The 12,224-nt window shown below is 74.1% G+C and carries 9 protein-coding genes; 7 read left to right on the top strand and 2 right to left on the bottom strand.

The window, feature by feature from the left end; translation table 11 throughout:
* The first annotated feature begins 3 nt into the window (after positions 1-3).
* The 7 genes from ACFC0G_RS18100 to ACFC0G_RS18070 all read left to right on the top strand — a co-directional run bounded on the left by ACFC0G_RS18100 (position 4) and on the right by ACFC0G_RS18070 (position 7,811).
* Positions 4-972, top strand: coding sequence for a Zn-ribbon domain-containing OB-fold protein (locus ACFC0G_RS18100; RefSeq protein WP_376404224.1), 969 nt, complete (start codon positions 4-6; stop codon positions 970-972).
* Positions 969-2,036, top strand: a complete 1,068-nt coding sequence (locus tag ACFC0G_RS18095; protein ID WP_376404222.1) for a thiolase domain-containing protein — start codon at positions 969-971, stop codon at positions 2,034-2,036. The genes ACFC0G_RS18100 and ACFC0G_RS18095 overlap by 4 nt, the downstream gene beginning before the upstream one ends.
* Positions 2,029-3,195: a thiolase domain-containing protein gene (locus ACFC0G_RS18090; RefSeq protein ID WP_376404220.1), complete on the top strand. Its 1,167-nt coding sequence runs from the start codon at positions 2,029-2,031 to the stop codon at positions 3,193-3,195. Before ACFC0G_RS18095 ends, ACFC0G_RS18090 begins: the two co-directional genes overlap by 8 nt.
* Before the next feature lie 41 nt (positions 3,196-3,236).
* Positions 3,237-3,650 (top strand): ACT domain-containing protein, encoded by a 414-nt coding sequence (locus ACFC0G_RS18085; RefSeq protein ID WP_376404218.1) that lies wholly within the window; start codon positions 3,237-3,239, stop codon positions 3,648-3,650.
* 403 nt (positions 3,651-4,053) lie between these two features.
* Positions 4,054-6,873: an AAA family ATPase gene (locus tag ACFC0G_RS18080; RefSeq protein WP_376404533.1), complete on the top strand. Its 2,820-nt coding sequence runs from the start codon at positions 4,054-4,056 to the stop codon at positions 6,871-6,873.
* 56 nt (positions 6,874-6,929) lie between these two features.
* Positions 6,930-7,430, top strand: a complete 501-nt coding sequence (locus ACFC0G_RS18075) for a hypothetical protein (RefSeq protein ID WP_024757478.1) — start codon at positions 6,930-6,932, stop codon at positions 7,428-7,430.
* A gap of 15 nt (positions 7,431-7,445) precedes the next feature.
* Complete coding sequence (locus tag ACFC0G_RS18070) at positions 7,446-7,811, top strand: RNA-binding S4 domain-containing protein (RefSeq protein WP_376404215.1); 366 nt, start codon at positions 7,446-7,448, stop codon at positions 7,809-7,811.
* Between the two features lie 67 nt (positions 7,812-7,878).
* Here ACFC0G_RS18070 and ACFC0G_RS18065 read toward each other — a convergent pair whose 3' ends face one another.
* Both ACFC0G_RS18065 and ACFC0G_RS18060 read right to left on the bottom strand, forming a co-directional pair.
* Entirely contained in the window at positions 7,879-10,077 is a 2,199-nt protein-coding gene (locus ACFC0G_RS18065; protein WP_376404213.1) for a germacradienol/geosmin synthase, read from the bottom strand.
* A 158-nt stretch (positions 10,078-10,235) separates the two neighbouring features.
* On the bottom strand, positions 10,236-12,179 hold the full coding sequence (locus ACFC0G_RS18060; protein WP_376404211.1) for an N-acetylmuramoyl-L-alanine amidase: 1,944 nt from the start codon (positions 12,177-12,179) through the stop codon (positions 10,236-10,238).
* Positions 12,180-12,224 lie beyond the last annotated feature (45 nt).

Raw genomic sequence — 12,224 nt, 5'->3', positions numbered from 1 at the left:
CCCATGAGCCCAACCCCCGCCTCCCCGCCGGAGGCCCTCCACGCTCCCCTCGTCGTCGAGTTCCCCTTCACCCGCTCCCTCGGCCCCGTCCAGTCCGCCTTCCTCACCGGACTGTGCGAACGGACCGTGCTCGGGGTGCGGACCGAGGCGGGCGAGGTGCTCGTCCCGCCCGTCGAGTACGACCCCGTCACCGCCGCCGAGCTCCGCGAGCTCGTCGAGGTCGGCGCCACCGGCACCGTCACCACCTGGGCCTGGAACCCCGAGCCCCGCGCCGGCCAGCCGCTCACGACCCCCTTCGCCTGGGTCCTCGTCCGCCTCGACGGCGCCGGCACCGCCCTCCTGCACGCCCTCGACGCCCCCGGCCCCGAGGCCGTCCGCACCGGACTGCGGGTCCGGATCCGCTGGTCCGCCGAACGCTCCGGCGCCATCACCGACATCGCCTGCTTCGAGCCGTACGACAGCGACGACTCCGGGTCCGAACCCCCGCTCCACGACGGCCGGTTCGACGAACCCGTCACCGGCATCGTCGCCCCCGCCCGCCTCGACTACACCTACAGTCCAGGCCGCGCCCACACCCGCTACCTCCAGGGGCTCGCCGAGCGCCGCACCGTCGGCGAACGCTGCCCCTCCTGCACCAAGGTGTACGTGCCACCCCGCGGCGCCTGCCCCACCTGCGGCGTGGCCACCACCGACCAGGTCGAGGTCGGCCCCCGCGGCACCGTCACCACCTACTGCATCGTCAACATCAAGGCCAAGGGCCTCGCCATCGAAGTCCCTTACGTCTACGCCCACATCGCCCTCGACGGAGCCGGGCTCGCCCTCCACGGCCGCATCGCCGGCATCCCCTACGACGAGGTCCGCATGGGCCTGCGCGTCGAACCCGTGTGGAGCGAGGACGGCCGCTACCCCGACCACTACCGGCCCACCGGCGAGCCCGACGCCGACTACGACACCTACAAGGAGCTGCTGTGACGCCGCACCGGCCGGCACGAGAGGTGGCGATCGTCGCCTTCGCCCAGAGCGACCACCGTCGGCGTACCGACGACCTGTCCGAGGTGGAGATGGTGATGCCCGTCCTCCACGACGTGCTCCGGCAGACCGGACTCAAGACCTCCGACATCGGCTTCACCTGCTCCGGCTCCTCCGACTACCTCGCCGGGCGCGCCTTCTCCTTCACCATGGCCCTCGACGGCGTCGGCGCCTGGCCGCCGATCTCCGAGTCCCACGTCGAGATGGACGGCGCCTGGGCCCTGTACGAGGCCTGGGTGAAGCTCCTCACCGGCGAGGCCGACACCGCCCTCGTCTACGCGTACGGAAAGGCCTCGCCCGGCTCCGTGCGCGACGTCCTCACCCGCCAGCTCGACCCCTACTACGTCGCCCCGCTCTGGCCCGACTCCGTCGCCCTCGCCGCGCTCCAGGCCCAGGCGCTCGTCGACGCGGGCCACACCGACGAACCCGCCCTCGCCGCCATCGCCGCCCGGAGCCGCACGGACGCGGCGGAGAACCCGCACGCCCAGCTGCCCGGCGCCCGCCCCCAGGGCGATTACCTCGTCCGGCCGCTGCGCACCGGCGACTGCCCGCCGATCGGCGACGGCGCCGCCGCCGTGATCCTCGCCGCCGGCGACCGGGCCCGCGACCTCTGCGAGCGCCCCGCCTGGATCCGGGGCATGGACCACCGCATCGAGGCCCACTCCCTCGGCGTCCGCGACCTCACGGACTCGCCCTCCACCCGCCTCGCCGCCGAACGCGCCGGCGCCTTCGACCGGCCCGTCGACACCGCCGAACTCCACGCGCCCTTCACCTCCCAGGAAGTCGTCCTGACGAAGGCACTCGGCCTCGACGACACCGTCCGGATCAACCCCTCCGGCGGCGCCCTCGCCGCCAACCCCGTCATGGCCGCCGGACTCGTCCGCCTCGGCGAGGCCGCCGCCCGCATCCACCGGGGCGCCTCCGACCGCGCCCTCGCCCACGCCACCTCCGGGCCCTGCCTCCAGCAGAACCTGGTCGCCGTCCTGGAAGGGGAGAACCGTGCCTAAGGAGCCAGTAGCCGTCGTCGGCATCGGCCAGACCAAGCACGTCGCCGCCCGCCGGGACGTCTCGATCGCCGGACTCGTCCGCGAGGCGGCCGTCCGCGCCCTGGAGGACGCGGAGCTGACCTGGGCGGACATCGACGCCGTCGTCATCGGCAAGGCCCCCGACTTCTTCGAGGGCGTGATGATGCCGGAGCTGTACCTCGCCGACGCGCTCGGCGCCGTCGGCAAACCCATGCTCCGGGTGCACACGGCCGGGTCGGTCGGCGGCTCCACCGCCCTCGTCGCCGCCAACCTCGTCGCGGCGCGCGTCCACCGGACCGTCCTCACCCTCGCCTTCGAGAAACAGTCCGAGTCCAACGCCATGTGGGGCCTCTCCCTGCCCGTCCCCTTCCAGCAGCCGCTGCTCGCCGGCGCCGGCGGCTTCTTCGCCCCGCACATCCGGGCCTACATGCGCCGCACCGGCGCCCCCGACACGATCGGCTCCCTCGTCGCGTACAAGGACCGGCGCAACGCCCTCAAGAACCCGTACGCCCACCTCCACGAGCACGACCTGACCCTGGAGAAGGTCCAGGCCTCCCCGATGCTCTGGGACCCGATCCGCTACTCCGAGACCTGCCCGTCCTCGGACGGGGCCTGCGCCATGGTCCTCACCGACCGCGAGGGCGCGGCCCGTTCGCCCCGCCCGCCCGCCTGGGTGCACGGCGGCGCGATGCGCAGCGAGCCCACCCTCTTCGCGGGCAAGGACTTCGTCTCGCCGCAGGCGGGCCGGGACTGCGCCGCCGACGTCTACCGACAGGCCGGGGTCACCGACCCCCGGCGGGAGATCGACGCCGTCGAGATGTACGTGCCGTTCTCCTGGTACGAGCCGATGTGGCTGGAGAACCTCGGCTTCGCCGAGGAGGGCGAGGGCTGGAAGCTCACCGAGGCCGGCGTGACCGAACTCGACGGCGACCTGCCCGTGAACCCCTCCGGCGGAGTGCTCTCCACCAATCCCATCGGGGCCTCCGGGATGATCCGCTTCGCCGAGGCCGCGCTCCAGGTACGCGGCGAGGCGGGCGCGCACCAGGTGGAGGGCGCACGCCGGGCGCTCGGCCACGCCTACGGCGGCGGCGCGCAGTTCTTCTCCATGTGGCTCGTCGGGGACACCCCGCCCGCCACCTGAGCCGGGCGGCCGGGTCGGGCCCGCCGTTTACGCTGGCTCCCATGAACGCGGAACGTGACCTGACCCTGCTCCTCGCCGGCATGCGGCCGGAACTCGCCCCCGGGCGGTACGTCTTCACCACGGTGGCCGGCCCCGCCGCACCGGCCGGGGTCGCCCCCGTCGTCACCGTCGCCGAACGGGAGGGCCTCACCCTCGTCGTCCGGCAGGAGGAGGCGGACGCCGCGGCGCTCGCGTACGACTACGTCGCGGGGTGGATCACCCTCCGGGTCCACTCCGCGCTCGACGCCGTGGGGCTCACGGCCGCCGTCGCGGGCGCCCTCGCCGACGCCGGCATGAGCTGCAACGTCGTGGCCGGATTCCATCACGACCACCTGTTCGTCGAACACGCCAGGGCGGAAGAGGCGTTGGCCGTCCTGAACGGACTCGCGCAGGGCGCGGGAAGCTTGCGCGATTGACGGTCACAGAGAGCACCGTCGGGCGTACGCTGGGGCCTTCGCGGGGCCACCCGCCCGGCACCCTGCACCGTGCGCCGGGCGTGCGCCCCCGGTGTGGGGGTGGAACGTGGTACATCAGGACGGCAGGCCGGACCGTAAGGGTTTCGGCCTCTTCGAACGCGAGGCGGCGCTCACGGCGGCCGAGGAAGCACTCGACCTTCTGACGGGCCTCGCCGAGGAGCCCCCTGCCCGACCCCACCGCGTGCCCGCGCCCCGCGAGCACCGGGGCCCCCACCTCGTCGCGGTCCCCGACGCAGGACCGGCCCCCGGTCCGGCGTCCGCGCTCCACAGCGCCTCCACCGACAGCGCCTCCCCGGACGTGCTCCGCGCCGACGTCCCGAGCCCCGACGCCTCCCGCGCCGACGTGCCCCGCGCCGATGCCTCCCGCCCCGACATCCCCCGCGCCACCCGCCGCGGCGGCATCCTCGCCTACGCCGCCCCCGCCGGGCTCGGGAAGACCACCCTGCTCGCCGAGGTCCGGCGCCTCGCCGCCGCCCGCGGCTGCACCGTCCTCTCCGCCCGGGGCGGCGACCAGGAACAGCGGGTCGCCTTCCACGTCGCGCGGCAGCTCCTCCAGCCCCAACTGGCCCACGCCTCCGACACCGAACTCCGCGAGCGCCTCGGCTCCTGGTACGACATCGTCGGCCCCGCCCTCGGGCTGCGCGCCACCGGCGCCGACTCCCCGCCCGACCCGCAGGGCCTGCGCGACGGACTCGACTGGGTCCTCACCCACCTCGCCGTCCGGCGCGCCCCGCTCGTCGTCGTCCTCGACGACGCCCACTGGGCCGACCCCGAGTCCCTCGGCTGGCTCGCCGCTTTCGCTCCGCGCGCCGAGGAGCTGCCCATGCTCCTCGTCGTCGCCTACCGGCCCGACGAACTCCCCGACGAGGGAGTGGAGTTCACCGGCCACCGGTCGGGGCAGCGGCCCCTCGGCCTCGCCCCGCTCACCACGGACGCCATAGCGCGGCTCGTCCGCGACCGCGTCGGCGCCGACGCCGACGACGCCTTCTGCCGCGAGTGCTGGACCGTCACCTCCGGCAACCCCTTCGAGGCCGTCGAACTCGCCGCCAAGGTCCGCGACCGCGGCCTCGAACCCACCGCCGGCGGCGCCCACGAACTCCGCGACCTCGCCGCCGCCCTCAAGGGCAGCGGCCTCGTCACCCGCCTCGAACGCCTCGGCCCCGCCACCGTCCGCCTCGCCTGGGCCTGCGCCGTCCTCGGTACCGAGATCTCCCCGCAGCTCGCCGGGGCCGTCGCCGGGCTCGGCGAGGAGGCAGTCGCCGACTGCGCCGGACGACTGCGCGAGGCCCGCGTCCTCGCCGAGGCCGAAGGGCCCGACGAGCCCCTCCAGTTCGTCCACCCCCTGATCGCCACCACCGTCTACCGCTCCATCCCCGCCGCCACCCGCGTCGCCCTCCACGGACAGGCCGCCTGGTGCGTCGTCGACGCCGGCCTCGGCTCCACCGCCGCCGCCCGCCACCTCCTGGAGACCCACCCCGAGGGCGACTCCTGGGCCGTCGGCCACCTGCGCGCCGCCGCCCGCGAGAACCTCCGCGCCGGCGCCCCCGACGCCGCCCGCCGCTTCCTCGCCCGCGCTCTGCGCGAGCCCCCCGCTGCCGACGACCGGGCAGCCGTCCTCTTCGAGCTCGGCTGCTCCTCCCTGCTCACCGAACCCGCCACCACCGTCAACCACCTCCGCGCCGCCCTGGAGGAGCCCATCGCCGACCCGGCCCTCCGCCACGGCATCGTCTACCGCCTCTCCCAGGTCCTCGCCCACAGCGACCGGCTCGTCGAGGCCTCCGAACTCCTCGGCCGCGAGGCCCGCCAGACCACCGACGCCCGCAGCCGCCTGCGCATGCAGGCCGAGAAGTTCATGTGGGACGCCTTCCGCGCCGACGAACCCGAGTCGCCGGCCCGCTCCCGCCGCCTCACCGCCCTCGCCGACCGGCTCACCGGCCGCGACCTCACCGAGCGGTACGTCATCGGCCTGCGCGCCTGGGACGCCACCCTGCGCGCCGAACCCTCCGCCGTCGCCGTACGCCACGCCGAGCGCGCCCTCGAAGGCGGCCTCAGCTGGGCCGATGAGAGCCGCGGCTTCGAGGTCCCGGTCCTCACCGCCCTCACCTTTCTCTACGCCGACCGCCCCGGCCGCGCCGAGGAGCTGTTCGCCGCCGGCACCGCCGAGTTCGAGAGCCAGGGCTGGCGCGGCGCCCACCTCTCCTTCGCGTACACCCTGCTCGGCTACATCCGCTACCGGCGCGGCCGTCTCGTCGAGGCCGAGGACTTCGTCCGCGCCGGACTGCGCCTCGCGGAGCGCGTCGGACCGCGCACCCCCGCCCAGTGGTACGCGGTCGGCGTCACCATCGAGGTCCTGCTCGCCCGCGGCCGCGTCGAGGAGGCCGACCGCATCGCCCGTGACCACGACTTCGGCGAGCCCTTCCCGGCCGCCGTCACCTTCCCCGACTCCCAGACCGTCCACGCCGAGCTGCTCCTCGCCCGGGGCCGCATCGACGAGGCCGCCGCCGAGCTGGCCGCCGTCGGCCGCCGCCTCGACCCGCGCGGAATGCGCAACCCCGCCTGGTGCCCCTGGCAGCTCCACCTCGCCGTCGCCGAGGCCGTCACGGCCCCCGCCAGGGCCCGGCGGACCGCCCAGGAGGCGGTCGCCCGCGCCCGGCAGTACGGCGCACCCTCCGCGATCGGCTCGGCGCTCCGGGTGCTCGCCGAGGTCTCCGAGCCCTCCGCGCGCGTGAAGCTCCTGGAGGAGTCCGTCGACTGGCTCGACCAGTCACCCGCCGCGTACGAGCTCGCCCGCTCCCTCGTCGCCCTCGGTACCGCCCTCCGCCGCACGGAGCGCGCCGGGGAGGCCGCCGAGCACCTCTACCGGGGCCTGGAGGCCGCCCAGGACTGCGGCGCCGACGGCCTGGTCGACGAGGCACGGGCCGAGCTGGCGGCCGCCGGACTGCGCCCCCGCGCCCTCCATCCGGCCGGCACCGACACGCTCACCGCCCGTGAGCGGCAGGCCGCCGAGCTCACCGTCCGCGACCGGGACGCGGCCCTCGACCTCGGCGTCGACGCGGCGACCGTGAGCCGACTGCTTTCGGCCGTCTACCGGAAACTGGGAACCGACAGGACCGGCCTCGACCAGGCCCTGCGGAACACGCGACGCCCCGGTGAGACGCCCTGAGCGGAGCGGGGCGCCCGGCGCGCGGCATCGCGCGCCGGGGCACGTACCATGGCCGTATGTCCTTCCTCCGCCGCCGCAGCGCCGCCACTCCCGCGGGCCCGGACTTCGACGTCCTGGCCATGGATCCGGGCGACTGGCCCGGCAATCTCGGCGCCGGTCTGCTGCCCGCCCCCGACGGCTCCTGCCAGGGCGTGTTCCTCCGGTACGACCTGTTCGGCGGCCGTGGCCCCGCGATGATCATCGGTAATCTCCCCGAGGGCTCCCCGGCGCGCGAGCTCGCCGACGGGCAGATCCCCTTCGAGGTCGCCCAGCTCCTCGCGGCCCTGGAGAACGACGAGCCGGTCGAGGTGCTCGACACCGAGGACGTCCCGGTGATGCAGGGCGACAACCTCCTCATTGTCCGCCGCCTCAAGCTCTCCGAGAGCCGCATCTCCTGCGTCCAGTTCGACCGCAGCGACAACGTCCTCGTGACGATCGCCAGTTGGGACCGGCCGATCACCGACGACCTGTACGCGCTGCTCAAGCCGCTGCCCGCCGAGCTGTTCCAGCAGGGCTGACGGGGAGCGGGGCCGATGAGCGCGCGCGTCGACGCCTGGATCTGGGCGGTCAGGCTCACCAAGACCCGGGCCCAGGCCGCCGCGGCCTGCCGGGCCGGGCACGTGAAGGTCAACGGCGACCGGGCCAAGCCCGCGCAGTCCGTGAAGCCGGGCGACGAGGTCAGGCTCCTCCACGGCGGCCGCGAACGGATCGTCGAGGTCAAGGAGTTGCACGTCAAGCGGGTCGGTCCGCCCGTCGCCGTCGAGGCCTACGTGGACAACAGCCCGCCCCCGCCGCCCCGCGAGCACGTGGCCGTCGCCGCGGTGCGCGACCGGGGTGCCGGCCGCCCCACCAAGCGCGAGCGCCGCGAGATCGACGACCTGCGAGGCCGTCGCGCCTGACGGCCCACCCCTTCTCCCACGCGAGGGCCGCCCCCGGGAATCCCCGGAGGCGGCCCTCGCCGGTTGCTCAGCGCGGTGCGGAGCCGATCAGCGAGGCGACCCGCGCCGCCGAGGTGCCGATACCCGTCGGGCCATGCCCCACCAGCGGGGTGCCGCTGCCCGCGTGGACGTCCTCGGCGCCGTAACGCCGCACGCTCCGGTGCCAGTTGAGGATCCCCGCGAGCCAGTCCTCCAGCTCCCGCAGATACGCCTCGAAGGCCGCCCTGCCCGCCTTGTCGAGACCGAAGTCCTCGTACAGCAAAGGAACTTCGTTCTTCTTCAGGTGCTCGTACTGCCGCAGCCGCCCGCGCATCAGGTCGTCGACCATCGCCACCCCCGTCGGGTAGTCGCAGTCGAAGAACTTCTGCAGGACGAGCACGCCGTTGTGCACCTCGCCCTCGACCTCGATCTCCTTCTGGTACGAGAACAGGTCGTTGACGAGCGTCGCGTAGTCGGCGACCGAGTTCTCCAGGGCGCGCACCGTGCCCGTCCGGTAGATCTCCGCCGGCAGCGCCTCCGTGTGCCGCAGCCGGCACAGCAGCATCGTCAGCTCGGAGCCGAAGGTGGTCCGGCGCATCTCGATGTAGTCGACGGGGTCGGGCACGCGGTGCTGCGCCTGGTTGTGCAGCTCCCAGAGCCAGCTGTCCAGCATCGCCTCCAGGGCCGCACGGAGCTGGGCCCGCGCCTCCGGGCCCATCGGGCCCGCCGTGCGCGCCCACAGATCGGCGAGGGAGACCTCCAGGGGGTGCGTGGCGCGCGCCGCCCCGGACGCGGGATCGTCCACCGGCATGAAGGACCTGAGCCCGTCCGTGAACCGCTTGGCGCCGCTCAGGTCACGCGGCCGCCCGAAGACGAGGGGGTAGTAGTCGTCCCCGTACGTCCCCCAGGTCAGCCACTCGGCGCTGAGCTCCAGCTCCTCCGGGGTGGCGTCCGGGTCGAGCCCCGCCGAGCAGAGCGCGAAGTCGAAGCCCTCCAGCATCGGCCGGTCCCAGATGTCGTTCAGGAGACCCATGCGCTCGGCCCAGTCCACCGAGAGCCGCAGCGCCTCCTGGTGGTGCGGGCTGAGCGTGAGCGGGTAGGGCAGGTCGAACTCCGGGAGCAGAGACGGCCCCACGTGCTGATGCGGCACATGCGTGAGCGCGCGCAGCCGGGACGCCGCCGGCCGCCCGAAGAGCGTCCGGATGTCGAGGGCGGAGGTGCCGAGCACCCCCTCGAAGCGCGAAGGGCCGCCCACCATGCCCTCGTTCATGTACCGGCTGGAGCGCATGTGCCACTCGTGGCCGCCGGACTGCCAGTCCTGGAGCCCCTTCGCGTACGCCGCCACGGCCGCGCACTCCGCCGGGCTCAGGCCCTTCTCCGCGGCGAGCACCGGCACTTCGGTGAGGGCCGTGTTCTCGAACTGCTGGAGGCGGGAGGTCAGCAGGTCGTTGACGGCGTTCGCCGCCTCCTGCGTCGTGCAGCCGAGGAACTTCTCCAGGACCAGGACGCCGTTGCTGTTCTCGCCCTCGTCCTCCACCTCGCGCTGGTAAGAGAACAGGTCGTTGCGCAGGTGCACGGCGTCCGAGAACGCGTCCTTGAGGACGCGCAGCGGCCGGGAGTGCGCCACCCGGTCCGGGACCTCGGCCCCCGCCGCGTACTCGACGAGCCCGGCGGACCAGGGCGCGCCGCCCACCTTGCGGCGCATCTCGATGTACTCGACGGGGTTGGCGATCCGCCCCTCGTTGATGTTGTCGAGCTCCCAGAGCGACTCGTAGAGCAGGTGCTCGGTCGCCTCGGCGAACCGGGCGCGCCAGGCGTCGGACATCGACGGGATCGTCCGCCGCCAGAGGTCCGCGAGACCCGCCTCGACGGGGTTGGTCGGCTCGGGCATCCCCGTCGCCGGGTCCGCCGGCATGAACATCGGCAGCCGGTCCAGATAGGCCTTGCTGCCCGTCCGGTCCTGGGTGCGCTTGAAGATCTCCAGGAAGTGGTCGTCGAAGAAGAAGACCCACGTGTACCAGTCCGTGACGAGGTCGAGGGCCTCCGCGTCGCAGTCGGGGTGGGTGTACGAGCAGAGCAGCGCGTAGTCGTGGGAGTCGAGGTCGTCCTGCTCCCAGACGCCGGAGCCCTCCAGCATCCCCATCTCCCGCGCCCAGTCACGGGTGTGCGTGCGGGCGGTCTCCAGATGGGGATTGAGCCGCGCCGGATACGGAACATAGAAGTCCGGCATAACGAAGGGCTGAGGCATTTGCTGAGGGGCCTTCCGGTGAGCGGGGCTGTGACCGGCCCAGCCTTACCCGTCGCCCGGATGGCACACGCGATCTCCCGAATAGTCGTATGAACGCCGAGGGGGTGGTGCCGGAGCGCTTCTCCGGCACCACCCCCCGTCTTTCGGCCACCCCTCCGTCAGGCCTGAGAAACCCGCACGTCAGAGGCCTTCACAAAGGCCACGCGATGGCCGAACTGGATCTCGTAGTACTCCTCCTGGCCCCGGACGACGGTGTGCCCGCTGCTGTCGAACACCGGAGCGAAGTAGTACTCGCCCGGGGTGCGGTCACCCACCACGTACCTCTGACCCGCCGGCAGCTTGTACGGCAGCGGCGACACCGCCTGGACCGGAACCCCCGCCGGGTACGCCGAGGCCTCCGGATAGGCCCGCCCGTAGACCGGCACCTCCGCGAGCCCCTCGCGGGGCGTGAGCACGAGCCCCCGCGCGTTCACCGCCGTCGGCTCCTTCCGCGGGTTGTGGAACCACGCCTGCTGCCCGAGGTACCAGATCGCCGTCCACTCGCCCCGGCGCTCCGCCACCGCGAAGCTCTGCCCCGTCGAGGCGCGCGCCCCGGTGTCGTTGACCCCGGTCGTCGACTCCTGCCCACCCGGCCGCAGCCCGATGTCCTTCACCAGGGGCGCGTCGGCGCTCGGCGCGGTGTGCAGGCGCACCGCCCCGCTCCCGTGCGGCGCACAGACCTCGCCCGCCGTCACACAGCCCGTGTAGACCGGCTGATGGCCGCTGTAGTCGGGCCGGATCGTCACCACTCCGGCGGACGGGCCGGCGCTCGGCGTGATCGGGCGGCCGAGCAGCCGGAAGTAGTGCGCCCAGTCCCAGTACGGGCCCGGGTCCGTGTGCATGCCCCGGATCGTCGAGGTCACCGTCCCCGGCACGGTGTCGTGCCCCAGGATGTGCTGCCGGTCCAGCGGGATGTCGTACCGCTGCGCGAGGTACCGCACGAGCCGCGCCGACGTCCGGTACATGGCCTCCGTGTACCAGGAGTCCGGCGAGGTGAGGAAGCCCTCGTGTTCGAGACCCACCGACTTGGCGTTCACGAACCAGTTCCCCGCGTGCCAGCCGACGTCCTTGAGCGGCAGGTGCTGCGCGATGTGCCCGTCGGAGGAGCGCAGCGAGTACTGCCACGACACGTACGTCGGGTCCTGCACCAGCTTCAGCGTGACGTCCCAGGTCGCCTCGGTGTCGTGGATGACGATGTAGTCGATCGACTGCGAGGCGGGCCGGTTCGCCTTGTCGTGGTTGCCGTAGTCGCCGTCGCCGAACTCCTCGTACGGCGCCGGGATCCACTCGCAGGCCACCGAGCGCGGGCACTCCACCGGACCGGCGGCGGGCCGCCGCAGCCCGAGCGAGTCGACCTGCTCGGTGGCGGGCGCCACGGCGGGCACGGCCGCGAGGGTCACCCGCTGGCCGCTGTCCGTCGTCCGGGACTCCCCGCTCCGGATCACGTCGAACACGTCGTTCGCGTACGTCGCCGCCGTCGCCGAGTCGTCGGCGCCCGAGTAGCGCGCCACCGCCCCGAACCAGTCCGCGGGGTCGGTACTCGCCGGCAGCCCGGCCTCCCGCTGCGCCGCGGCGAGCAGCGCCGCCCCGCCCTCGATGTTCGCGGCAGTGGAGTCGCGCAGCTCCTCGGCCGGGATCCCGGAGAGCGCGGACGCCCGCTCCAGGGTCCGCAGCCGGCCCGGCAGCGCCTCCGGCGCGGGCACGGGAGCGGGTACGGGAACCTCCGACGCCGTCCGGACCGCGCGGGCGTCGTCGCCGCGCGCGTCCTCCGAGGCCTCGGAGTGGTGCGGGGTGGACGCGGCGAGCGCCGTCACGGCGTCCGTCAGGTGCATCGGCCCGTAGCCGCCGGTCACGCTGGGCGCACCGCCGTGGGTGTCCCAGCGCGACTGGAGGTACGAGACGCCGAGCAGGACGCTCTCGGGCACGCCGTGGCGCGCGGCGGCCCGCGCGAACTGCCCTTGGAGCGTGCCCGCCTCGGGCACGTCGGCGACGGCGGCCGGCGCCGACGACAGCAGGGGGAGCAGCAGGGCGGCGGACGCGACGGCGCCCGCCACCCTCGGCACACGGCGGACGGGCCGTGGCGGGGGAGTCACACGTCTGTCGGGCGC

The organism is Streptomyces sp. NPDC056169, from assembly GCF_042268445.1.
Classification (GTDB): domain Bacteria; phylum Actinomycetota; class Actinomycetes; order Streptomycetales; family Streptomycetaceae; genus Streptomyces.
This window is presented reverse-complemented; position numbering and strand designations above follow the sequence as displayed.

Coding starts and splice junctions, on each gene's coding strand:
- ACFC0G_RS18100 (WP_376404224.1), top strand. CDS start 4: ATGAGCCCAACCCCCGCCTCCCCGCCGGAGGCCCTCCACGCTCCCCTC.
- ACFC0G_RS18085 (WP_376404218.1), top strand. CDS start 3,237: ATGAACGCGGAACGTGACCTGACCCTGCTCCTCGCCGGCATGCGGCCG.
- ACFC0G_RS18075 (WP_024757478.1), top strand. CDS start 6,930: ATGTCCTTCCTCCGCCGCCGCAGCGCCGCCACTCCCGCGGGCCCGGAC.
- ACFC0G_RS18070 (WP_376404215.1), top strand. CDS start 7,446: ATGAGCGCGCGCGTCGACGCCTGGATCTGGGCGGTCAGGCTCACCAAG.
- ACFC0G_RS18065 (WP_376404213.1), bottom strand. CDS start 10,077: ATGCCTCAGCCCTTCGTTATGCCGGACTTCTATGTTCCGTATCCGGCG.